We start from the raw sequence: 22,492 nt of genomic DNA, 5'->3' as shown, positions 1-22,492 counted from the left end.
ATGACGCTCATCTCCGCACCAGTTGAAGCCGTGCCGATGGGCCGGCTGCGGCTATCCGATCTTCCCCGTCTAGCTAGGCGACACCCGCTGGCCCTGGTCGGCGGCGGCCTGTTGGCGCTCCTGATCATCCTAGCGCTTGCCGCCCCGCTTTACGCCGGCGACCCAGTGAACATGGATCCATTCAAGCGCCTCCAGCCGCCTTCCGCCGAGATGTGGTTCGGCAGCGACAATCTGGGCCGGGACGTGTTTGCGCGAACGATCTTCGGCGCCCGGATCTCGCTCATGGTGGGCTTGCTGTCCGCAGCGAGCGCAGCCGTGGTCGGGCTCCTGATCGGTGTCATCGCCGGCTACAGCCGCAGCTTCGACAACGTCGTCATGCGGGTCATGGATGGCCTGATGTCGATCCCGACGATTCTGCTGGCGATTGCGCTCATTTCTCTGACGGGCCCCGGGATCGGCATCCTCATCGTTGCAATCGCGATACCCGAGACGCCAGCCGTCGCGCGGCTGGTTCGTTCGGTGGTTCTGGGTGTTCGCGAGCTTCCCTATGTGGAGGCCGCGCTCTGCGGCGGTGCGCGCCTGCCCAAGGTGCTGTGGCGGCATATCCTCCCGAGCACCATTCCGCCGCTTATGGTCCAGGGCGCTACTGTCTGCGCCAGCGCGATCATGACGGAGGCGGGGCTGAGCTTTCTCGGCGTGGGCGTGCCGCCCGAGATTCCGAGTTGGGGCAACATGATCGCCAGTTCGCGCCTGTATCTCGCCATCGCCCCATTGACGATCTTCGCCCCCGGTATCTGCCTTGCCGTCACAGTCCTTGCCGTCAACCTGCTTGGCGATGGCCTGCGCGACATGTTCGATCCCCGCTCAAAGCGGAGACGCTGACATGCTGGTGCGAGAATCTGCAGAGGATGATGTGCTTCTCGACGTTCGCGACCTTGAGACGCACTTTTACGGCGAGGAAAGCGTCACCCGCGCCTTGGGCGGCATTAGCTTCCAGGTCAAGAATGGCGAGACGCTCGGCGTCGTCGGCGAATCCGGGTGCGGAAAGAGCGTCACCGCTCTCTCCATCCTTCGCCTGCTGCCGAAGCTGTCCGCCAGGACGGTCGGCGGCGAGGTGCGCTTTCAGGGGCGCGACCTGCTTGAGCTGTCCGATCGGGAGATGCGACATATCCGCGGCGACAAGATCGCCATGATCTTCCAGGAGCCGATGACGAGCTTGAACCCGGTCTATACGGTCGGCCACCAGATCGCCGAGGCGGTGCAGATCCATACGAAAGCGTCCCGCTCGGTTGCGATGGAAATGGCCGAAGAGATGCTCCGTCTCGTCCGCATCGCGGACCCCGAGCGTCGCGTCAACAACTATCCGCATGAACTGTCGGGCGGGATGCGCCAGCGCGCCATGATCGCCATGGCCCTGGCCTGCTCACCGGAACTGTTGATTGCCGACGAGCCGACGACGGCGCTCGATGTCACAATCCAGGCGCAGATCCTGCGGCTCATCGTCGACCTGAAAGAGCGCACTGGAACGGCCGTGATGTTCATCACGCATGATCTGGGCGTTGTCGCCGAGACATGCCAACGCGTGATCGTGATGTATGCTGGCCGGATCGTAGAACAAGCGAACGTAATAGATTTGTTTGCGCGTCCCGCGCACCCCTACACCCAAGGCCTTATGCGGTCGGTGCCGGATCCGCGGCGCGGCCGACAGCGCCGCCTTCCAGAAATTCCCGGGATCGTGCCAAACCTGCGCGAGCCCATCGTCGGATGCAGCTTTGCTCCACGCTGCCCGTTCGCGATCGACATTTGCCGCGACAAGACACCCATCCTGCGTGATGTCGGATCGAGCCACGCCGCAGCTTGCTGGCGCGCTGAAGAGGTGATGGGCGCATGAACGGTCCTCTACTGAAAGTCGAGAATCTGACCAAGCATTATCCGCTTGGCTCAGGAATCTTCAAAAAGAGCATTCCGGTCATCCGCGCGGTGGAGGATGTATCCTTTTCCGTAGAGGCAGGCGAGACGCTTTGCATCGTCGGCGAATCCGGCTGCGGCAAGTCGACTGTGGCGCGGCTCTTGATGCGGCTCGTGGCGCCAACGGCTGGCCGCGTGCTGATCGACGGAACCGACATTGCGGGCCTCAAGAAGGACGCGCTTCACGCGTGGCGCCGTCGGATGCAGATGGTCTTTCAGGATCCTTACTCGTCGCTAAATCCCCGCCTCACGGCCGGGCAAATTATCACCGAACCCGTCGAGAATTTTGAGCGGCTCAACCGGAAGCAGCGTCAGGCCCTCGCCGCGGACCTTCTCCGAAAAGTCGGAATGTCGCCAGAAATGATGCACAGGCTCCCGTCCGAATTGTCGGGCGGTCAGCGCCAGCGACTCGGCATTGCACGTGCCCTGTCGCTCAACCCCTCGCTCATCATCGCCGACGAAGCTGTGTCAGCCCTTGACGTCTCAGTGCAGGCGCAAATCTTGAATCTGCTTCTGGATCTCCAGCAGCAGATGGGCATCGCCTTCGTCTTCATCTCGCATGACCTCGGCGTCGTGGAGCATATCGCGCATCGCGTAGCCGTCATGTACCTGGGGCGGATCGTGGAGCTCGCCCCGAGCGAGGCTCTCTTCGCCAAGCCGGTTCATCCCTACACCGAGGCGCTGATCGCGGCGGCTCCGGTACCGGATCCGACGCGCGTTCGGCTGGAGGCGCCCGTCGAGGGCGAGGTGCCAAGTCCTATCAATCCGCCGAGAGGGTGCGCGTTCCATCCGCGCTGCCCGCTCGCACTCGAGCGTTGCCGCGTCGACGTGCCGCCCCTGGTGTTGATGCCAGATGGGCGCGCCGTGGCATGTCATGTGCGCGCTCCGGCTACAGGCATCCCGGCGCCAAAGGCCGTAGCGGCGAATGTCTCGGTCACGACAGTTTCGGCGGGTTTGTAAGCAGTCAACCTACAGAGGTAGCAATGGAAGAAAATTCACACGACGTTTCCCAACCAGCCCGGTGGGCTGATGGCTACGATATGGTCGGCTCGATCGAAACCAACGTTGCAGACGGCTTCACGATGGTCGCAGTCGGCGACCTCATCATATCGCGACCGCTGACCAGATACGAACATCTCGGCTTCGGCGACGTCGTTAAGATCCTTTGTGATGCCGATGCCACGTTCGGCAACATGGAAACCCTGATCTTCGATATTCGATCGTTCAAGGGAAGTCCGGAGGCGGAGTACGGTGGTGCATATCACGTCAGCATACCGGAGCTGGGACCTGATTTGAAGGCGATGGGGTTCAATCTAATGAGCCGCGCAAATAACCATACGCTTGATTGGGGCGTTGAAGGCATGCGCGAGACGAGCCGCATATTGGATGAGAGCGGTATCGTCCATGCAGGTGTTGGTGAAAATCTTGCACAAGCCAGCGCCGCCCGCTTCTTGGAGACTACGCGTGGTCGCGTGGCACTGTTGTCCTTTACCTCAACGTTCACGCCGATGTCTCGTGCGTGCGGGCCCGCCGGCGAGGCGCCCGGCAGACCCGGGCTCAACCCCCTTCGTTTGGCGGAAAGCATCGTGGTCCCGCCAGAGATGCTCAAAAACCTAAGGCAAGTGCGCGATGCGCTGCCCGGTTACGAGTCCGGCCATGCTGGTGACTCAGCCCGAGTGGTGGTCGCCGGAGCGACGTTCAAGGCGGGCGACAAGGCCGGCTATAGCTACGAACCCAACCCGCACGATGTCGCCGACATCCTACGTAACGTTCGCCGGGGCAAGCAGTTCGCCGACTTCTGCATCGTCACGAACCACGGTCACGAGCCCGGGAACTGGAGCCAGCAGCCGCCTGACTACGAACAATCCTTTGCGCATGAGATGATTGATGCCGGGGCCGATGCATACGTCGTACATGGACCGCATCAGTTGCGAGGCATAGAGATCTATAAGGGCCGACCCATCTTTTATAGCGTTGGGAATTTCATGATGGACGAGCTTCGGTCTCCCGTAGGCGCTGACATGTTTGCCGAATATGGCAAGGACCCACAGGTCGACACCGATGCCGAGGTGACCGTCGCTGAGATGGCAAGTGGATTTACAGACCCGGTCTTCTATGAGAGCATCATCACCGTAAGCCGATTTGAGCAGAACCAACTTGCTGAATTGCGGCTTTATCCGATCGAGCTTGGCTACTCCAAGAGGTTTGCCAATCGGGGTATCCCGCAGCTGGCAAAAGGGCCACAAGCGAAAGCCATTCTTGAGCGTCTTCAGAAGCTCTCCGAGCCGTTCGGGACCGAAATTGCCATCGAAAACCACACTGGCGTCATAAGGCTGAAACCCGGCTCGTCACTATGACGTCATTCAGGGCGCGACTCAGAAGCCTTATCTCAGAAAGCTGCGACGCGCTTATCTATGACATTATTTGCCAAAGAGGCGAGAACGAACCGCTGGGAGAGAGTAGCAGCTCTCTCGTCAGCGGCGAGGGATGGATCGTCAACGCGCTGGCGGGGAGGTACCGCGCCTTCTTATCACCGGCGCAAATCATGGCAACGAACTGGAAGGGCCCATTGTCGCACGACGGCTGTTGGCTGGCTGGCTGAAGCGCAGAACCTGTGGAAGGGTAAACATCCTGGCCTTTGCAAGTTCGGCAATGCGCGACTGCGCCGGACGCTATGGATCGCCGGCCGGGGACCCATCCGCCAGCGATCGCGACAATCAAGACCTGCGCCGCAAGGCCATGAGCAGCGCGTTCTCGCCGGCGGCAATGAACGCCAGGGTGTGGAGCTGGAAGCAGTTTGGCGGGGCAATTTGGGATCAAAGGACCAATCGAACTCGGCGAGCCTCAGTTTTTCATCGAGCCCGGATTGCTGATATCGCGGCTCGATATGGCGGGATTGGCGACGATCCAGTTCGTCCTGCAGGATCAAGGAGAAGGTCTCGGGGGGGGGGGAGGGTTAGTTTGCGCCCTGCGCCTGTAGCACGCGAGCGTCTGCAGACTGGTGCCGCGCCAACGAGATCGACTTCATCCTCGGCTTGGCGCCCACCACGACCTTGCGCAAGCATGTCGCGGATATGGAGACCAGCACGACAGCGCGCTTCGAAGCGTCGGCGAAGACGGGCAAGGTCCGCCGCTTCAAGGAGTTCTTTGATGGCGCCGCCAGCTGGAGCTGTGTGGAGCGCATCATCGCCCGCGTCGAGGTCGGTGCCCAAGGTACTGACACCCGCTTAATCGTCACCAACCTTGCCGGTGGCAAGGCCAAGGCGCTCTACGCGGACCTTTACTGCCGGCGTGAAGCAGCCGAGAACCAGATCAAGTCGTGGAAGACGCATCTCGCCGCCGACCGAACGTCCTGCACAAAAGCGACGGCCAACCAGTTCCAGCCCTTCCTGCATGCCGGCGCGTACTGGTTGATGTGGGGCTTGCGGGCCGCTATGCCGAGACGCTCGAGCTTTGCCGTCGCCCAATTCGACACGCTGCGACTGCGCCTCATCAAGATCACGGCGCGCGTGGTCGAGATGAAAACCCGCCTGCCCCTGCCGACATCCTGCCCGGCCCAGCGCATCCTGCGCATCGTCCTCAGTCGCATCCCGCAACTCGCGACATAAACAATGGGGCGCCGACGCCCCGAAACCAACCCGCCGACCGCAACCCGCAAACCCTCGCCTTCTATCAAGACGGATCACCGCCGGGCCTGATGAGACTTGGGACAACGCACCGCAAAGGGAACCAGATCGCCGCTTCAGGTCGCTGAAAGCTCATCGCCGTGCATCAAGGCGGCTAAACGACTCGCCTACGAATCGCGGCAGCCTTTGTTTACTCGATTGGTGCCGGCCGGTGGTGCGCTATACACAGATCGGCCAGAAAACGATTGTCGTTCGCAGACAAATTGGCGTGCCTTATTGTCTTCCGAGCGTAGACGTTCCCAGAAACGAAGATAAGCATCCTCGTCGACCCGCGCCTCTCTCTCATGCACGCTCTCAACGGCAAGAGTTCGGATGATTCATATCACCTCGTACTTGACCTGCGCTGGTGTGGAGAGGGCGAGGAGTCGCAGCTCGTTCCTATTCGCCAAGCGTCGAAAATGGTGTGATCGACCAATCGAGCGAATCGATGGCACGCTGAAGGATGGCTTCGGTCTGAGCAACGCTGGGTGAAGCGACAACGACGTGTCCGATGTAGTCTCGATAATCGCCTTTCCTGATGATCGGCGTCTTGGGTTCAACATACAACTTGATCTCGGCGACACCTGACACCGCCTGACTACGACCATCAATCCAATCGAGGGTGCCATCGCGATCAGGGACCAGGAGCCGCGCAGCCGCAATGTGCGAATGCTTTTTGCGTAAATCCCATTCTTCGCCAATGGCAAGCTTAATGTGCTCGGCGACGAGATCGATACCGTAAGCCAGTTGAACCATGCGAGGACCGGGCGCGCCACCAAGACGCGGATTAACTTCAATAACGACTGGGCCACGCTTCGTCCACCGGAATTCAATGCAGGTTGGTCCCCAACCAAGGCCGAGAGTTTGCAAACAGCTTAGAGAAACATCGGAGATACGCTTATGTTCCTCATCAGTCAGCTGGGCCGGAAAGATGGATTCACGAAAGACGAAATGCGGCGGGGGTCCGAAGTCACCGGCGTATATCCCAACGACCTCATTGCTCATTATTTCAGCGCAATAGTATGGGCCTTGTGCAAATTCTTCGACCAGTATCCTCGGCGAAGATCGCCATACGTGCTTCCCACCCAACAGATAGGAGGTATGTTCGGCTAACTCATCGACATTGCGGCACAATCGGACACCCATGCTGCCGCCGCCTACGGCTGGCTTAACAATTACCGGCAGGCCGATCTCCGCAGCAGAGCTTTCCACGTCCGCCGCATTCGCGGCCAAGCGATAAGCAGGCATTGGAACGCCTCCCTCCTCGAGGAGCTGCCGTTGAACGAATTTGTCACAGCATCGTTCGATGGATGCGGGGTCCGGTCCCGGTAGATCGAAATGCCGGCAGAGCTTGCCAACTATCACATAGGCTGACTCGTCATCGCCCACAAAGCCAGTAATGCCAGCGATGTCATAGGTCGCGCCTATCTGGCAACATTCGCGGATCAGAGCATCGAGATCGTCTGTATCGACACGGATTGCCTCACTTCTTTCCGCGGCAACATAGTCGTACTGAGCTGGATCAGCCGAAAGGGTAATTGGAATAAGGCCAAGACGCTTGGACGCTTGGACGTATAGCAGACCGTTACCCCTTGGATGGCCTTCAATCAGGATAAATGCTCTTCTTGCCATTGGCTGGAAACTCCGAGGTTGTGCGTTATGTGGCGGTCCAAGCCTAAACCGGCATCTGCTTTTAGCTTTTGCCTGACCTCAGACTTTGGACTTAAGGTACTATTATTGGCGGTGTGTGATCGCAAAGTTTCTGTCAATTTGTATGAAGGATCTGCTACAGCGTTTTGATTACTGGCTGTGCGGTCCGGCGCGTGTCGATGAATTCCGCAGGGTTGCGATGCTCAGAGGACGCCGGGTCCAAGCAGGGCAGTAATCCGCCCGCACCTTGCGGCGGCGATCCGGCCCAACAGCCGTGTGTGGATGTATATGGACCCCACCCGATTGCAACAGGTCGACTGGATCAGGATCGTTGGTCACAACTGCTGACGTATATCCGGCCTCCTGATGCGGCTGCACAACGTCGTCGCCGCGAGCCCCGACGGATTTTCGCGCGCTTCCACCTCATCGACCCCAGACATTGCCCGAAGCCAAGCCGGTCCACACACCAGGTTCGCGACGGAATGACCGTTTCACCCTCTCCTACCATTTTGCTGCAATTGCCGGGGTGAGACCTCCTTCTGTTATTCCTTCGTTTGCTGCTTCGCCTTAAGCTGCTTTCACCGATGGGGCGGACTCGCACAGTGTCCCGCCCGAGAGCATGGCCCACACGATCCTCGCATTCTTGTTGGCGAGCGCGACAGCCGCGACATTGGGATGCCGCCTTTGCCGTAGCTTACCGAGTGCCGGCTGCTTTGCCGAGCGCAGCGCGAGCGCCATGGATCATCAATGTGCGCAGATAGCGATCGCCGCGTTTGCTGATACCGAACAGGCGAGGTCGCCCTCCACTGGATCGTTGTTTAGGCACCGACCGAGCCAGGCCGCGAACTGGCGGCCCGAGCGCAACTGATCGGGATCTGTGACGGTGGCGGCAAGAGCCGTGGCCGTGATCACGCCGAGGCCAGGGATTCCGGCGAGCCGGCGACTGGTCTCGCTCTCGGCATGCCAGGCCATGAGCTGCCGATCCAGTTCTGCGATCTCTTGTTGAGCGCCATGATCTGGCGAACAAGAATCCCCAGAGAAGTACGGGCATGAGCCGGTAAAGCGTTTTCGTCGGACAGCGCCTGTTCGGCTAGCTTGGCCAGATTAGCGATGCCGGGATTTGCGACGAGACCGAGTTCGGCCAAATGCGCGCGCAAGGCATTGGCGATCATGGTGCGTTGGCGCACGAGCAATGATCGGGCGCGATGGGTCATGAGAATGCTCTGCTGCTCGATCGTCTTCACCGGTACGAAACGCATCGTCGGGCGCTGCACAGCTTCGCAGATCGCTTCGGCATCGAGCGCATCACTCTCGCCGCGCTTGACATAGGCCTTCACGTAAGACGGTGGAATGAGGCGAACCTCGTGTCCCATGGCGGCGAGGATGCGAGCCCAGTAATGCGCCGTTCCGCATGCCTCCACTCCGATCAAACAGGGTGGGAGTCTCGAGAAGAAGGGTATCATCTGCTTTCGGTGAAGCTGCTTCAACAATGCCGTGGCACCTGTCTCGTCAATGCCATGAGCCTGGAGCACGCTTTTGGCCAGATCCAATCCAACGGTCGTGATCTTCATCGTGAATGCTCCTTTTATCGCTTCAAGTGATCGGCCCGCATCATAGCTGCGGCCGGGCGGTGCGGGGGCGTCCACATCATCAAGATGCTGGCTGGGCAACGAGGTCAGCATGGATGGGCAAGCCTTACTCGATGGTTCTTCGCGAACGGGTTGTTGCGTCGGTTGAGCGGGATGGGCTGTAGCCTCGGCGCGCTATGGGGTTGGTATCAGCACCGTCATCAGATGGGTGAGCCGGTTGCGCGAAACGAACAGTCTTGCGCCCAGCAAGATGGGTGGGCACAGGCCGAGGAAGATTGCCGGTGAGCATCGGGAGTGGCTGCTGGTGCGCTGCCGGGCCGCGGATTTTACGCTACCTGCGGCTCGTAACGCGATCCGTCCCTGAGGACGGCGAAGATTGTTCCTGCCATGCGATGCGCCAAGGCGATGGCGACGACTTTCGTCTTCTTCCGGATCAGCATGCTCGATAGCCAGTCCGACCCCGGCTCGCGCTTGAGTCTACATCTGAGCATGATCTGTGCCATGGCGCCCAGATAGAACAACCGGTGGATATATCGATTACCCATCTTCGATATTCGGCCGACCTTCTGCTTGCCGCCGGTGGAGTGCGGTTTGGGTGTAAGGCCGAGCCAGGCTGCATAGTCCCTCGCGCAGTCGAAATTGCTTACATCAGGTGTCGTCGCCGCGATGATCGTCGCCGAAAGCATGCCGACGCCCGGGATCGTAGCCAGACGCTGGCTTGCCTCATTTTGCTCGTGGGTCTCTTTGATCACTTCGGTCAGCCATTCGATCCGCTCGTTCGTCTCGGCCAGCTGTTCGAAGAGCAAGCTCACGGGCATCCGGGGCCGCTTGCGGCAACCGATCCAGTTGTTCTCGCAAGCGATCGACATTCTGCGCGCCTTTCGCCGTTATGACACCGAACTCCGTCATGTGGGCTCGGATCGCGTTGCCGATCTGCGTGCGCTGGCGAACCAGAAAGTCCCGTGTGCGGTGAAGAACCAGAACCGATGAGAGGCCTCGCTCTTGATAGCAACAAACCGCATGGAGGGACGTGTCACCCGCTTCGCAGATCGTGGCGGCATCCGTCTTCCCGCGCTTCACGTAAGGCTTCACATAAGATGGCGGCATCAGTCGGACATCATGCCCCATCTCCTGAAGCTTGCGCCCCAGTCCTGTGAACCCGCGCCGGCCTCCATGCCGATCAGGCACCGCGGGCGCTGGAAAAACGCGAGCAACTGACTGCGGCGAAGTTGGCGGCGGACAAGAACCCAACCGCTCTCATCTACACCATGGACCTGGAAGACACTCTTTGCGAGGTCGATACCGACTGTGGCAAGCGCTGACATGGATGGCTCCTCTAGGCGGGATGATGGCTTCCCGACTAGGGCGCAATGCGACGCCGGGAGCAGGAGCCATCCACATGAGGTAGTCGCGGGAGCGAGTCGCCCTGAAACTCATATCCTTGGAAGGTGGCTGTTCCCCGATAAGATGGAAATACGGGCTCACGACCTGACGCCGGGCCCAAGCATCTGATGGAGAACAGCCATGGAAGAATATATCGGTCTCGACGTGTCGATGAAAGAGACAGCGGTGTCGATCCGACGTGAAGGCAAGCGCGTCTGGCGCGGGAAGTGCGCCTCTGATCCAAAGATCATTGCCGAGCTTATCCGTAAGCGGGCGCCGGCCGCCAAACGCGTGGTGTTTGAGATTGGACCCCTTTCCGTCTGGTTCTATCACGCGCTACGCGCGGAAAGGGTGCCAGCGATCTGCATCGATGCTCGCCATGCCAAAGCTGCGCTCGATATGGCGCCGAATAAGACCGACGCGAACGACGCCGACGGTTTGGCGCATCTTGCAGAGGTGGGATTCTTCCGTGAGGTGCGGGGTGAAAGGATTTGACAGCATGCTGCCCCGCACGCTCGTGGCGGCACGCACCCGGCTGGTCCGGATCACCACCGAACTTTCCAACCATTCGTGGAATCATGAAAACGTTCGGGCTGCTCGTTCCTGCAGGTAAGGGAACCACGTTCGAGAAGAACGTTCGGCGCCTTCTTATCGATCACGAGGAACTTGCTCTCATCGTGCTGCCGATGTTGGAGGCCTGGCGCGGCATTCGCATCCATGCCGCCGAGCTTGGGCGCCAGCTCGTCGCAGATGCACGTCAAAGCCAGGCCTGCCGCATTTTGGCGCCTGAATAGGCCTAACGACGCGCCGCTACCAATCCGGAGAAGTCGATTATGACGGCCATATAAGTCGGTTATTCTGACGCGTAGCTCAACCGAGAGCGCCCTGCGGACATGGGGTCTCCAGCTCCGGGAGAGGATCGGCTTCAAAAGAGCTGCCGTAGCTGCGGCGCGCAAACTGGAGGTGATAATGCATACGATGCTTAAAACCGGCGAGCTCTTTAATCCGAATGCAGGAGCCACAACGTAAATCCGGATGGCGTTCAGAATCTGAACGCCTGATGCGTCCCTGCCGGGACGTAAGCCGAGCCATTCCACTGATGGGGTTGCACCGCTGTCTCAGCAAAGTGCGTCATCCACATTGAAGGCTCGTCCCGCGGAGCTCCATCATGCGGCGACTGATGTCGACCGCGAAGACAACCATGCACCCGGCAGCGTCGTCTCGACGCAATTACATGCTTGACGTCCCAGCGCGATTAGACAACTCCCTCATTATTATAGTCCGCCGGTCGACTGGTGCTACGCCAAGGAGTTCTTTGACGGCGCCGCCAATTGGAGCTGAGTCGAGCGCATCATCATGCGCGGCGAGGTCGGTGTTCGAGATGCCAACACCCCTCAATCGTCACCAATCTTGCCGGTGGAAAGGCCAAGCGCTCTATGAGGGCCTCTACTGCCAGCGCGGGGTAGCCGAGAACCACACAAGTCGTGGAAGACGGACCTTGCCATCGACCGCACCTCCTGCACCAGAACCACAGCCAACCGGCCGGCTGTTCCGATCGGTAAACGAAGAATTCCTCGCTGGTACCGTCGTGCGGAGCAGGTCGAGAGCTGGAATGTTTGATGCAGCCTGAAAAATTCAACGTGGGTTGGCGGATGTGGTTCAAACCGTTGAAATAACGCAAGTCGCCCACGAGAACGGCGTGGTCGAAGGATCCCATGACGATATCCTGCGCGATATCGGCATTGAGATTGCGGGATGCAGCCGACTGTCCGTGCGGTGATCGCGCGGCACGCCGCCGAGAGACCAAAAGGCGTTTTGCAAAGCACTTGTCAGCGCGGCAAAACTCTCGCCGCCTTCGACAATCTCGGCATGCTCGAATCCACTGTATGCAAGTCGGAAGTGATAGAGCAGGTAATCGAAGGTCACGCCAGACGATCGTGACCTTGAGCCCCCGGCGCATGGGTAAAAATTCGACAGCCCCATGTGTCCGGGCTACGCTGTGGACGCTCAGGTCGGTGCCTTTTCGGGAAGTACTGACGCAGCATCGCAGAAGTAGACTTGGACCGTCGTTCGCTGACTTGGGATCAGGGAGCCGAAATGGCTCAGCACCATCGGCTCAAGATCGATGCGGGTGGGGGCTGAAGCGGTTCGTGATGCGATTACGCGCACCATGATCACCCCGAAGAGCTGCGTCCACGGCGGCGATCTCGTCGGCGTCAAGCGCCTCTGCCGGGGTTTTCCAGCCCAGGGTTTTCTTGGTCGGGCATTGAGAGCCGCGGCCGAGTTGCTGGCGTCAGTGAACAAAATCGGTGTTGTGACGACTGCTTGAATCCGCCTTGAACTCCGCGGTCGGAATGATGGATGAGGCTACTGGGTAGCGATCAGCGATGGCCATCTCGAGAGCTTCGATGGCAAGGCTTGCTCTAAGATGCGTATCCATCCGACAACCTTGCGGCTGAACGCGTCAAGCACAACGGCAAGGAAGGCAAACTCCTCAGCCAGATGTAGGAAGGTGATATCGGCAACCCATAGCTGGTTTACGCCATTGAGGATCATTCCCCTCGCGAGGTTCGGCACGACTTGCCAACCATGCCTGGAGTTGGTCGTCACAGGAACAAAGGGGCTAGCGCGCAGGCACAACAGATTGTCTTCACGCATGATCCGCAGAACGCATTTGACTTGCCATTCCTCGCGCCGAAGCAGGGCTCCAATCCGGCGGTAGCCGTAGCGTGTGTTGCCGAGAGCCAGCTTCTGAATGAGATCGCGCAAACCCGTCTCGGCCCGACGAGGGGCCGAATCCAGCCAGTGACGGTAATAGCTCGCCCGGCTGACACCAGCGAGCCAGCACATTCTGTCGATGTTGAATTCGCCTTGCGACAGGCCGGTCATCATCTTTTCGATGACTTTGAAGATGCCGTTTCGCCAGGAGCGCTGCTCCGACGCTGATCTTCCTCGAAGTGCCGCAAGCTTTGCGAAAAAAATCGAGATCGAGCTGCTGCTGCCCGACCTTCTGCTCCAGTTCCCTGATCCGGCGCCTGGCCTTGCTCAGTGCCTTTTCCTGAGGTGCCGGCACGTCGACTGCACTCTGCAGCTGTGCGGCCCCGTGAACTCCTGCTGTCCTGGCCGGCCGGCCGCGCCGACGTGACTTCAGATTACCATGAAGCCTGAGATGATCACGCCACTCGTAAAGTCGTTGGCGACTGATACCGACCTCATCTGCCAACTTGGTGACGGTTTCGCCCGCCTCCATGCGCCGGAAAAGCTCCAGCTTTTGGTCATCATCAATACTCTTTGCCGTCCGGCCATGCCCCAGTTTCCTCTCCCTGCGGGGAAACTGTCCGCGATTTTCCTTGTCTCAGCCTGGGGGTGCACTCCAACGCTGTCCGGGAATTAGCGGAACGCTGTCCAGCTTTTTGCGAAGCGCGCACCCAAATCCGCCTGCACCTGCGGACATCCTGCCCGGACCAGCGCATCCTTCGCATCGTCCTCAGTCGCATCCCGCAACTCGCGACATAAACAATGGGGCGCCGACGTCCCAAAACCAACCCGCCGACCTCAATCCGCAAACCCTCGCCTCCCATCACGACGGATCACCGCCGGCGCCTGCTTGCCGGCCATAATCGCAGTTACTGCACACTGGTCACTCTGTGAGTGATGAAAGTTTCGCGTCAGTCCTTCATGGTTGAACAGAATGCCGTTGCTGGCGTAGAGCCCGTCTGCATCACGGTAGTTTACCGTGATCCAGCAGGCGTTGAGCTTCGCCATCGCATACGGCGAGTGTGGATAAAACGGAGTCATTTCCCTCTGCGGGACATTCTGGACCAAACCGAAGAGTTCGGATGTGCCGGCCTGGTAGATTGTGTGTTGTCCTCGAGGCGAAGAATGCGGATCGCTTCCAGCAGCCGCAGCGTGCCGAGCGGCGTTGGCCATATATTCGGGGGTCTCGAAAGAGCCTTCCACGTGGCTTTGCGCAACGAGATTGTAGATTTCGTCGGGCTGCGTGTCCTGCAGGAGATAGACTTGTCGCGTCCGTCATGTCACCGCAATGGAGGACTATGTGGGATGGTCCTTCTGCGGGCCTTACTAGAGGCAGTCGATGCGCTGGCTATTCCCGATCAGTGAGGCCCGCCGCTCAAGCCGTGCATCATGTATACAACAGTTCGGCAAACAATGCAAAAGCGCTATCACACCCATGAGCCGCCGTTGACACTAAGTTTTTGATTTTATTGATTGGCAGGCGCTTTCGTTTGCGATGAGGAGATGCGTCAACTACCAGATGCCGTAGTATCGGCGCTTGCCCGAAAATTTTAGAAACAATTTCACGTCCCCTCGATCAACCAAATCCGAGCGTACGAACGTGATAGTACGAACGTGATAATGGCCAAACATTCAGGTAGTAGCTCATGCGGGTAGCGGTCGTGTGGAACCATGGTGATACGGGCGTGATCAACCGGTTCGGTCAGTCTTGTCCGGAGCACTACGACCGCGAGACGGTCGAAAGCGTGGTGGCGGCATTGCAAGGAGGCGGCCACGAGGCGCTGTTGTGCGAAGGCGATAAAGAACTACTCGCTACGCTCGAGCGATTCGTGCCACCCGATCCGCAAGCCCGTCCCTCAGGGATCGTCTTCAACATGGCCTACGGAATTCAGGGCGAGAGCCGTCTCACCCACGTTCCAGCCATGCTTGAGATGGCCGGCGTCCCATATACCGGATCGAGCCCGCTCGGGCATGGGCTTGCGCTCGACAAGATCATCGCCAAGAGGCTAATCCGCGATGGCGGCGTGCCGACCCCGAACTTTCGCGTAATGCGCCGCGGCACCGAGAGTACTGGCGACCTGCGATTCCCAGTGGTAGTGAAGCCGCGTCACGAGTCCAACAGCTTCGGATTGCAGCTCGTACGCGAGCCCGCTCAGTTGAAGCAGGCCGTCGAACTGATCGTCACGCAGTATGCGCAGGATGCGCTCGTGGAAGAATACATCGAGGGGCGGGAAATCTGGGTTGCGCTGCTGGGAAATGGAAAGCTCGAGGTGTTGCCTCTGGTGGAGATGGACTTCGGCGACCGCGAAACGCGCCTTATGACTTTGGAAGCGAAGGACATGGCGGTCGCGGGGCTGCAGAGGATTTGCCCGGCGCAAATCGGGAGTAAGCTTGCGACGGTGCTGCGGGATATTTCGGTTGCGACCTTCCGTGCCTGCCAGTGCCGGGACTACGCCCGTGTCGATCTCCGGATCGACCACTCTGGCCAGCCCTTTGTCCTGGAGATCAACTCCATGCCGACGCTTGGTATGCTTAGCACTTATGTCCTGGCCGCGACGACCGCCGGATACAGCTTCTCGAACTTGGTCAATCGCATCCTCGATGTCGCCCACACGCGTTATTTCGGAACGGCCTCCCGGAAGGCCGAAACATGCATTGAGCCGAAGCCCTATCAAGGTGCCTTAGGTGGTGTGGACTCGTAGGATTGATCGGGATAGGAGGACGCCTCGCGACGCCGCTCCTCCCAAACCACCGGGCATACGGGTCCGTACCACGGCGGTTCGATCGGATTAAGCTTGGGTCGAGACATAGAGACGGGGAAGACCGAGTGACTGGAAGTAGTGGTTGCGTAAGACCTGTTGGACCGCCGGGTTTCCTGACATGCGCCGGCGAACCGGCGGCAACCGCGCGGCTCCGAACTTTGGAACGCCACAACGGTGCAGTTCCTTGAAGCGGTTGTGCCGTTTCCCCATTGCCGGCAAGATACAAACGTAGTCTTCGGCGGATCCACGCTACCAAGTCCGGCCGTTCTAGCATTCGCCCAATTCCGATTGAGAAACAGCGCAGTCGTACCTAATGCCTCTTACGCACCAACTCCCCCACTCTGGCAAACACGCTCCTTTTCCTATTCAATCGAGCGTCAAGAGTTTGCTTGCGTCATGATGGCTTGCAAACTATCGATGGATAATCGAGGGGATCGAGGAACGCAATGATCCGCGTGTTGCAAGGCGACGACCAAACTCAATGGCGTGCGCTGTGGGCACAATATCTCGACTTCGAAGGTACCACACTTGATGCTATCGTCCATGATCGCACCTGGACACGCCTCTTGGATGAGGCCGAACCAATACATGGTGCGCTGGCCTTAGCTGGCGGTGAGGCGGTGGGCTTCGTGCACTATATCTTCCGCCGCTCAACGTGGAGCCTCAGCGATTCCTGCTATCTACAGGATCTATTTGTCGCACCGACGGCGCGCGGCAAAGGTTACGGCCGGGCGCTGATCGCCCATGTGTGTGCAGAGGCGGCTAATGCGGGATCGTCGCACGTAGACTGGCAGACGCAAGCGGAAAACTCCAGCGCGATCGCGCTGTATGAGAAAGTTGCGGAACGCTCGGGCTACATCCAGTTTCGCAAGTTGGTTCCGAGCTGATCTCTTGAACTGCAGCCCATTTTCCTTCAGCCCCGACCGTGTCTGGTTTTCGAGATCGCGACGGATCTCAACAAGTCTTGACCGAGCGACGAGTATGGACCGGGTGGCCTGACTCTCCGCGCTCTTGACCTTCACTTCCCGATACCAGCCGACGCGAACCAGTTCGGCCAGGCCGCGGGCATCGTCGCGTACGACGTGGTGGCGCCATCGCTGATTCCGCGAAAGCCCGGCGATCGGGTGAAGACGAACCGTCGCGACGCCACCATGCTCGCCCGTCTCAATCGGGCCGGAGAGTTGGCCCCCGTCTGGGTGCCCGACGCCGATCATGAAGCCATGCGCGACCTGATCCGGCTGCGCAGCGTCGTGCGACAGGTGGTGACGCGAGCGCGCAAACATCTTCAAGGATTTCTGCTGCGTCACGGGCGCAAGCGTGAGCGTGGGACGGCCTGGCCAAAGGCTTACCGGCGATGGCTTCGACATTGGCCTTCGACCATCCCGCCCAGCAGATCGCATTTCAGGATTACGTCGATGCCGTCAAGGATGCGGAACGGCGCCTGCAGCAGGTCGAGGAACAGATACTCAGCCTGCTCCCGGAATAGAACCAGCGCCCGGTCGTTGACGCCCTGCTGTCAATGCCGTGGTGCTGGTCGCGGAGGTCGGTGACTTCACACGCTTCTCAACCCCCCGCCAGCTCACGGCCTATTTCGGCCTGGTCCCCAGAGTAACAATCGAGTGACGAGGCCGTTCATCCGCTCGTTTGGCGCTCGCAGCTGCCGTTCCAACAGCTTTTTCAACAGCGGGACGGTTTCCGGCCAGAGCGAGCAGATACGCTGCTTGCGGGCTTTGCCAATGACCGCCACCATGAAGCGGGAGTTGAAGCGACGATCGGCCGTCGAGGCCACCATCGGCCACATGAAGACCGACGGGCGGCTGGACCGGAACTTCCATCTCGGGCATGCTGGCGATGCCATCAATGCGCTGCTCGTCGGGCGGGTCTCTCGGCCAATCCCGTTGTCGAGTTCGCCGGTGGGCGGATTGCGCCGCTCATCTGCCCGTTTGCACCGCAGAAAGCCGCCATCGTCGCCATCGAGAACGCCACGGCTCTTCGGACCACCGGATGGGTATCTAGATGGTACGCCCGATCAGCCGATGCGAAACCGAGTAGGAGGCGCTGTCGACCTCGACGTGGTAATGGGAATGTCTGGCCACCTTCCATTTGAAATTGTTCGGACGGTGCCGCCGGCAACGGCCTCAAGGCTGCTTGCTCGATCTCCTCGAATAGTTCCAGGCGAGGTTTCCCGACCTGGTGCATTGGCCGGCTTTAGCGAGCGGAAAAAACCACGTTGATGGCCCACCGTTCTCGATGGCCGCGAGCGGGTAAGATTTATTTCCTCTCGCAATGACCATTTCACAGCCCGCGTCCATGGCAATCCTTGCTGCCATCAACTTTGTCACCATGCCACCCGAACTGTGGCGAGCGAAGGAATGACCCGCCATGGCCTCTATCTCGGGAGTGATGCATCGAACCTCCGTCACCAGACGGGCTGCGGGGTTGTCGTGTGGGTCTTCCGAGAAGAGGCCATCTACGTTGGAAAGCAGAATGACAACGTCGGCGTTTACCAACTGGGCGACCCGTGCCGCTAGCCGATCATTGTCGCCAAAACAGATCTCCGCCGTTGCGGTCGTGTCGTTCTCGTTGATAATGGGTACGGTGCCAACTTTGAGAAGTTGTTGAAGGGTTGAAGCCGCATTGAGGCGGCGATGCTGATCGTCTACATCTTCGCGGGTCAATAGTATTTGCCCAACGCCAAAACCATGGCGCTCAAAACTCTGTTCATAGGCACGCATGAGTCGAACCTGACCGATAGCGGCGGCCGTTTGTTTCTCCTCAACTCGCAGAGATCTTTCCAGATGGTTGAAGTGACTTGAGCCGACCGCGACAGCACCAGACGTGACGATGATCACCTCCTGCCCGCGTGCGAAAAATCGGACGACATCCTCTATTAGCGTCTCTAGCCAAGGACCGCGTATCTCTCCGGTTTCTGCATCGCCGATCAGTGCCGAGCCAATCTTCAATATCAGCCGACGAGCCGAAACCAATCGGATCGAGCCTGTTGGTGCTGCCTTTGAGTGTTGCTGCACTATCAGTGAAGACACGTCTCTCCAATCTCACCTTTCCTGAGCGTCACGGCCTTGGCGGGTATAAGGGCGCACGAGACGCACATTATTTCAGATCGGCTGCCCGAGCGATTACTTCGTGGTCGGGGCTTCAACAAGCCTTCTTCGTCTTTCGCTATCAGAAGCGGTAGGTGACACCTGCCCCTATCAGCCAGGGATCGAGCGCGGCCTTCCCCGTCAGCTTCGCGCCGCCCACCGTGACGTCGAAGTCTGGCTTCAGGAAAAGCTTCTTCACGTCGAAGTTGACGCCCCAGTGCTGATCCACCATATAGTCAAAGCCGACCTGGAGCGCGGTGCCGAACGTGTTCTTAATCTTGAGGGCATCGGCACTGCCGGCATCCTGGTTATAGAAGATCGTGTAGTTCACGCCGGCACCGACATAGGGCCTGAAGGCGCCGAGATTGGTAAAATGATACTGCAATGTGAGCGTAGGCGGCAGTAGCCAAACCTTGCCGACATTGCCCAGCGCGCCGATCATTCCTTGGCCCTCGATATTTGCATAGGTGGTGCCGAGTATGAGTTCGGCCGCGATGTTGTCCGTGAAGAAATAGGAGATATCGAGTTCCGGCGTCACCGTGTTTGAATAAGAAAGACCGGAACCGGGCACTGCATTGACGTAGCCCGAATCTTCAGTGACGACCCCCAACGCACGCAGCCGGATCTGCCAGGGGCTTGGCGCTTCCGTGACCGAGGCTCCTGCCTGCTGGACGCACGCGGGGTGCGCAAGGTCCGCCGCAACGGCCTGCTGTCCCACCACCATGAGGATGATGGCCGCTGTTACTCCCCGCGCCATGCCCATTCGCTTTTTCGCCATGATATTCTCTCCTTGCTCTTCAGAAATGATGCGATGCACTATGAAAAATCCGGCTGGAATCGACGGAGCGCTCATGCGCAGTTTGCGTGGGACAGCGCACACATTATTTGCGCCGTGCTCGCAATCATCGACCTGTACTCACTTGTTGAACGTTGCCCTTTGTCTCCGTCCCCCTATCGAACGCCATCGGCTTGCCAGCCGATCGCACTGCGAAGGAAATTGTTGCCCAGGGCAATGAATGCGGCCCGCTCCCGATTGTTCTTGCCGGAGCCGTGCCCGCCCGAGCCGGGCTCGTAGAAGTAGCCGGGATAGCCAAGAGCCTGCAGCTTTGCTGCCATCTTACGCGCGTGGCCCGGGTGGACGCGGTCATCCCGCTTCCTGGTGGCAAGCAGGATCGGCGGATAGGGCTGTCCCGGCGTCGCGGCGTGATAGGCCGAGATTTCCTTTAGGAAAATCCATTCCTCCGGCTTGTCGGGATCGCCATATTCGTCAATCCAGCTCGCGCCCGCCAAAAGCTTGGTGTAGCGGCGCATATCGATAAGCGGGACTGTGCAGAACAGCGCGCCGAAACGCTCAGGATAGCGGGTAAGCATATTCGCGATCAGAAGGCCGCCATTCGAGCCGCCCTGGGCGGCAATCCGCCTCGGCAGCGTAATGCCTCTTCGCACGAGGTCGGCGGCAACGGCGGCGAAATCGTCATGGGTGAGACGCTTGCCCGCCCTGCGCCCCGCCTTGTGCCAACGGGTGCCGAGCTCGCCGCCGCCCCGGATGTTCGCCACCACGCACGTGCCGCCGCGTTCGAGCCACAGTTTGCCGAGCGAGGAGTTGTAGTGGGGCAGGACCGATTTGCGGTACCCGCCGTAGGCGGTGAGGTGAACCGGGGCATCCCCGTTCCCATTCGCCGGACCGACCTGCGTATAGGGGATCATCTCACCATCGGTCGAGACTGCCTCGTGGCGCGTCACCACCAGCCCGGATGCGTCGAAATTCTCCGGTTCGCGCTTCAGGATTACTGGAGCGCCCAGAGGCGCTGCGGCATTGAGGCCCAATAGGAGAAGCTTCGGCGGTGTGATCGGGTCCTGAGCCGAAATGAGGACCTCTCCATTGGTCTCGTGATGTTCCGCATCGAGCGACCCGAAGTGAACAGTCCCTTCGGCGGACAGGGTGTCCAGCGCTCGGCGCGTCCATTCCTGGCGGTCGGGGGTGAACATCTCGAAACGCGTACGGAGGTTGACGAGGTAGGAGATAATGAGCTTCCCGTTATTCCAGAAGAATGACTGCAGGGAGCGCCTGTCGCCTGGTTCAAAGAGGGTGGCAAAACTGCGCTCGCCGGCGATGAAGGAAAGCGAGATGCCGATCAGCGCGTCCGCGGCATGAGTCGTCCCTCCCACCGTGCGCGGCCTTACCGCCAGCCAGTCGCCGAATCCATTCCAGCGGGCGTCCCGCGGAAGGTCGATCTGCATCTCTGGACCGCTCCTGTCGCCGATGTGACCTATCATTTCGAAGAAGGCCGGCGTCTCGATGAACCAAAGGCGCTCGCTCCCGGCGGTGCGGTCCAAATGACCAGATACGCCGAGGGATTCGGAATCGGCCTCGAAGATTACCGCTGAGGTGAGCGGATCCGCGCCACGCTTCCACAACCGAACGGTGCGGGCGTAGCCGGAGCGGGTGGCCATGCCATCACCAAGCGCACTGGAAAGCAAAAGCGTGTCAGGGTCGATCCATTCAATGCCGCCCTTGGCCTCCGCGAGGTTGAAACCGTCGGCGACGAAGCTCAGGGACCCAAGATCGAATTCGCGATGCACGACCGCGTCGCTGCCGCCGCGCGACAGGCGCAGAACGGCTCTTTCCCGTCTCTCGGGCTCGATCGACGCGCCGCCCCAGATCCAGTCCTCTCCGTCTCTCGCGGCGAGGAAGTCCAGATCGAGCAGTAGCTCCCACTGCGGATCCGCCTTCACGTAGACGGAAAGGGTGGTCCGGCGCCACACCCCGCGGGGATTTCCGGCATCCTGCCAGAAATTGTAGAGATACTGACCACGGCGCATGACCAGGGGAACCCCGTCGGGACGGTCGAAAATCGCCGTCAGTGCCTCCCGGTCCCGCTCGAACTGCGTTCCACCAAAGTGCTTCAGGGTCTTTGCCGACTGGCTGGCGGTCCACGCAAGTGCCTGTTCACCTTCTACATCTTCCAGCCAAAGATGGGGGTCATCGTCGGGCGCATTCAGTGTTGGGCGGAAATCAAATTCGGTCATGTCCGGCTAACCCGAAGAGTGAAGTCGCCTGGAAAACAGGCGCAAAGTCTTCCGTCGGCCCGGGAAAGCTCCGCTTTCGCGGCTGCGACCGCATGTTCGGCGGGCATGATCATGCGATGATTTCTCCTCTGTCCGTGCCGCAGCGCGTTTTGCGGACAGCCCCGCAGGAGTCGTGCCAAATAAGAAAATCGTTTCCAAGCAATGCGATCATCCTGATGACGCTGTGTCTCATGTCCGACATCGTCGAACATCCGACAACGAGTGCAGCCGTGACCGCCTGATAGAACCTCCCGTGCCAGATCGGTGGGCACTGCGGATGCAGTGAAGCTCACCGCGAAACTGGCTGAACTTCGGGTCGACATCGGCGACGCGGCGATCGACGACCACTTCGTCGCCGGGGTCGGGCGCGGCACAGCCTGAGGACACCGCGGCGCCATCATCGAATAACTGCGTTTACGTTGCCTCTATCCTGGCCCACCGGTGGGCGCGCAAAAGACTGCTTTACGGCCTCAGCCCTTTGCCTGGATCAAGTCGCAGGGACCGAATGGCGCACGGCAGAGTGGCCATAACGCAATTGTCTTCCGGCT

At 59.7% G+C, this 22,492-nt stretch carries 14 protein-coding genes and 13 pseudogenes; 14 read left to right on the top strand and 13 right to left on the bottom strand.

What is annotated here, in order from left to right:
- From NKI22_RS25210 to NKI22_RS25190, 5 genes and pseudogenes are all read left to right on the top strand, one after another.
- Positions 1–882 carry an ABC transporter permease gene (locus NKI22_RS25210; protein WP_352959057.1) on the top strand — a complete coding sequence of 294 codons (882 nt, stop codon included), beginning with the start codon at positions 1–3 and terminating at the stop codon, positions 880–882.
- 1 nt (position 883) lies between these two features.
- Positions 884–1,891, top strand: coding sequence for an ABC transporter ATP-binding protein (locus NKI22_RS25205; RefSeq protein WP_352959055.1), 1,008 nt, complete (start codon positions 884–886; stop codon positions 1,889–1,891).
- Entirely contained in the window at positions 1,888–2,928 is a 1,041-nt protein-coding gene (locus tag NKI22_RS25200; protein ID WP_352959053.1) for an ABC transporter ATP-binding protein, read from the top strand. Before NKI22_RS25205 ends, NKI22_RS25200 begins: the two co-directional genes overlap by 4 nt.
- 23 nt (positions 2,929–2,951) lie before the next feature.
- Complete coding sequence (locus NKI22_RS25195) at positions 2,952–4,325, top strand: CapA family protein (protein ID WP_352959051.1); 1,374 nt, start codon at positions 2,952–2,954, stop codon at positions 4,323–4,325.
- Positions 4,326–4,455: 130 nt separating this feature from the next.
- A pseudogene (locus tag NKI22_RS25190) lies at positions 4,456–4,548 on the top strand (hypothetical protein); the annotation flags it as partial.
- 158 nt (positions 4,549–4,706) lie between these two features.
- Here the strand turns inward: NKI22_RS25190 and NKI22_RS25185 are convergent.
- A pseudogene (locus NKI22_RS25185) lies at positions 4,707–4,954 on the bottom strand (ATP-binding protein); the annotation flags it as partial.
- A gap of 10 nt (positions 4,955–4,964) precedes the next feature.
- Here NKI22_RS25185 and NKI22_RS25180 point away from each other — a divergent pair.
- Positions 4,965–5,576: pseudogene (locus NKI22_RS25180) on the top strand (transposase); the annotation flags it as partial.
- A gap of 456 nt (positions 5,577–6,032) precedes the next feature.
- On the opposite strand, the gene NKI22_RS25175 reads toward NKI22_RS25180, so the two are convergent.
- Both NKI22_RS25175 and NKI22_RS25170 read right to left on the bottom strand, forming a co-directional pair.
- Positions 6,033–7,265, bottom strand: coding sequence for an ATP-grasp domain-containing protein (locus tag NKI22_RS25175; RefSeq protein WP_352959049.1), 1,233 nt, complete (start codon positions 7,263–7,265; stop codon positions 6,033–6,035).
- Between the two features lie 585 nt (positions 7,266–7,850).
- Positions 7,851–8,854 (bottom strand): annotated as a pseudogene (locus NKI22_RS25170) (IS110 family RNA-guided transposase).
- Between the two features lie 113 nt (positions 8,855–8,967).
- Here NKI22_RS25170 and NKI22_RS25165 point away from each other — a divergent pair.
- A pseudogene (locus NKI22_RS25165) lies at positions 8,968–9,206 on the top strand (IS630 family transposase); the annotation flags it as partial.
- Here NKI22_RS25165 and NKI22_RS25160 read toward each other — a convergent pair.
- A pseudogene (locus NKI22_RS25160) lies at positions 9,199–10,197 on the bottom strand (IS110 family RNA-guided transposase). The pseudogenes NKI22_RS25165 and NKI22_RS25160 overlap by 8 nt on opposite strands.
- A 199-nt stretch (positions 10,198–10,396) precedes the next feature.
- On the opposite strand from NKI22_RS25160, the pseudogene NKI22_RS25155 reads away from it, so the two are divergent.
- Together NKI22_RS25155 and NKI22_RS25150 are read left to right on the top strand one after the other, a co-directional pair.
- A pseudogene (locus NKI22_RS25155) lies at positions 10,397–11,284 on the top strand (IS110 family transposase).
- A gap of 225 nt (positions 11,285–11,509) precedes the next feature.
- A pseudogene (locus tag NKI22_RS25150) lies at positions 11,510–11,797 on the top strand (transposase); the annotation flags it as partial.
- A 178-nt stretch (positions 11,798–11,975) separates the two neighbouring features.
- Here NKI22_RS25150 and NKI22_RS25145 read toward each other — a convergent pair.
- From NKI22_RS25145 to NKI22_RS25130, 4 genes and pseudogenes are all read right to left on the bottom strand, one after another.
- Positions 11,976–12,247 (bottom strand): annotated as a pseudogene (locus NKI22_RS25145) (IS21 family transposase); the annotation flags it as partial.
- 375 nt (positions 12,248–12,622) lie between these two features.
- Entirely contained in the window at positions 12,623–13,144 is a 522-nt protein-coding gene (locus NKI22_RS25140; RefSeq protein WP_352959047.1) for an IS3 family transposase, read from the bottom strand.
- 295 nt (positions 13,145–13,439) lie between these two features.
- Positions 13,440–13,505 (bottom strand): annotated as a pseudogene (locus NKI22_RS25135) (helix-turn-helix domain-containing protein); the annotation flags it as partial.
- A 305-nt stretch (positions 13,506–13,810) separates the two neighbouring features.
- On the bottom strand, positions 13,811–14,215 hold the full coding sequence (locus tag NKI22_RS25130) for a GDP-mannose 4,6-dehydratase (RefSeq protein WP_352959045.1): 405 nt from the start codon (positions 14,213–14,215) through the stop codon (positions 13,811–13,813).
- 443 nt (positions 14,216–14,658) lie between these two features.
- Here NKI22_RS25130 and NKI22_RS25125 point away from each other — a divergent pair, with 443 nt between their 5' ends.
- Together NKI22_RS25125 and NKI22_RS25120 are read left to right on the top strand one after the other, a co-directional pair.
- Complete coding sequence (locus tag NKI22_RS25125) at positions 14,659–15,714, top strand: D-alanine--D-alanine ligase family protein (RefSeq protein WP_352959043.1); 1,056 nt, start codon at positions 14,659–14,661, stop codon at positions 15,712–15,714.
- Positions 15,715–16,220: 506 nt separating this feature from the next.
- The gene (locus NKI22_RS25120) at positions 16,221–16,661 is read left to right on the top strand and encodes a GNAT family N-acetyltransferase (RefSeq protein ID WP_352959041.1); all 441 of its coding nucleotides are present in this window, start codon (positions 16,221–16,223) and stop codon (positions 16,659–16,661) included.
- On the opposite strand, the pseudogene NKI22_RS25115 reads toward NKI22_RS25120, so the two are convergent.
- Positions 16,635–16,850 (bottom strand): annotated as a pseudogene (locus NKI22_RS25115) (IS110 family RNA-guided transposase); the annotation flags it as partial. The gene NKI22_RS25120 and the pseudogene NKI22_RS25115 sit on opposite strands and share 27 nt — an antisense overlap.
- A gap of 278 nt (positions 16,851–17,128) precedes the next feature.
- On the opposite strand from NKI22_RS25115, the gene NKI22_RS25110 reads away from it, so the two are divergent.
- The 3 genes and pseudogenes from NKI22_RS25110 to NKI22_RS25100 all read left to right on the top strand — a co-directional run.
- On the top strand, positions 17,129–17,260 hold the full coding sequence (locus tag NKI22_RS25110; protein WP_352959039.1) for a hypothetical protein: 132 nt from the start codon (positions 17,129–17,131) through the stop codon (positions 17,258–17,260).
- 38 nt (positions 17,261–17,298) lie between these two features.
- Entirely contained in the window at positions 17,299–17,397 is a 99-nt protein-coding gene (locus NKI22_RS25105) for a transposase (RefSeq protein WP_352959037.1), read from the top strand.
- A gap of 113 nt (positions 17,398–17,510) precedes the next feature.
- Positions 17,511–17,648, top strand: a pseudogene (locus NKI22_RS25100) (IS5/IS1182 family transposase); the annotation flags it as partial.
- A gap of 141 nt (positions 17,649–17,789) precedes the next feature.
- On the opposite strand, the pseudogene NKI22_RS25095 reads toward NKI22_RS25100, so the two are convergent.
- From NKI22_RS25095 to NKI22_RS25080, 4 genes and pseudogenes are all read right to left on the bottom strand, one after another.
- Positions 17,790–17,982: pseudogene (locus NKI22_RS25095) on the bottom strand (Mu transposase domain-containing protein); the annotation flags it as partial.
- Complete coding sequence (gene proB / locus NKI22_RS25090; RefSeq protein WP_352959035.1) at positions 17,913–18,818, bottom strand: glutamate 5-kinase; 906 nt, start codon at positions 18,816–18,818, stop codon at positions 17,913–17,915. The gene proB and the pseudogene NKI22_RS25095, both read right to left, overlap by 70 nt.
- Before the next feature lie 139 nt (positions 18,819–18,957).
- Positions 18,958–19,638 carry an OmpW/AlkL family protein gene (locus tag NKI22_RS25085; RefSeq protein ID WP_352959127.1) on the bottom strand — a complete coding sequence of 227 codons (681 nt, stop codon included), beginning with the start codon at positions 19,636–19,638 and terminating at the stop codon, positions 18,958–18,960.
- A 188-nt stretch (positions 19,639–19,826) separates the two neighbouring features.
- Positions 19,827–21,905, bottom strand: a complete 2,079-nt coding sequence (locus NKI22_RS25080) for a prolyl oligopeptidase family serine peptidase (protein WP_352959033.1) — start codon at positions 21,903–21,905, stop codon at positions 19,827–19,829.
- Positions 21,906–22,492: the final 587 nt, after the last annotated feature.

Origin of the sequence: Mesorhizobium sp. M0778, assembly GCF_040320105.1 — a bacterium.
GTDB lineage: Bacteria > Pseudomonadota > Alphaproteobacteria > Rhizobiales > Rhizobiaceae > Mesorhizobium.
This window is presented reverse-complemented; position numbering and strand designations above follow the sequence as displayed.

Coding starts and splice junctions, on each gene's coding strand:
- NKI22_RS25205 (WP_352959055.1), top strand. CDS start 884: ATGCTGGTGCGAGAATCTGCAGAGGATGATGTGCTTCTCGACGTTCGC.
- NKI22_RS25085 (WP_352959127.1), bottom strand. CDS start 19,638: ATGGGCATGGCGCGGGGAGTAACAGCGGCCATCATCCTCATGGTGGTG.
- NKI22_RS25175 (WP_352959049.1), bottom strand. CDS start 7,265: ATGGCAAGAAGAGCATTTATCCTGATTGAAGGCCATCCAAGGGGTAAC.
- NKI22_RS25200 (WP_352959053.1), top strand. CDS start 1,888: ATGAACGGTCCTCTACTGAAAGTCGAGAATCTGACCAAGCATTATCCG.
- NKI22_RS25110 (WP_352959039.1), top strand. CDS start 17,129: ATGGCTTCGACATTGGCCTTCGACCATCCCGCCCAGCAGATCGCATTT.
- NKI22_RS25210 (WP_352959057.1), top strand. CDS start 1: ATGACGCTCATCTCCGCACCAGTTGAAGCCGTGCCGATGGGCCGGCTG.
- NKI22_RS25195 (WP_352959051.1), top strand. CDS start 2,952: ATGGAAGAAAATTCACACGACGTTTCCCAACCAGCCCGGTGGGCTGAT.
- NKI22_RS25120 (WP_352959041.1), top strand. CDS start 16,221: ATGATCCGCGTGTTGCAAGGCGACGACCAAACTCAATGGCGTGCGCTG.
- NKI22_RS25140 (WP_352959047.1), bottom strand. CDS start 13,144: ATGACCGGCCTGTCGCAAGGCGAATTCAACATCGACAGAATGTGCTGG.
- NKI22_RS25125 (WP_352959043.1), top strand. CDS start 14,659: ATGCGGGTAGCGGTCGTGTGGAACCATGGTGATACGGGCGTGATCAAC.
- NKI22_RS25080 (WP_352959033.1), bottom strand. CDS start 21,905: ATGACCGAATTTGATTTCCGCCCAACACTGAATGCGCCCGACGATGAC.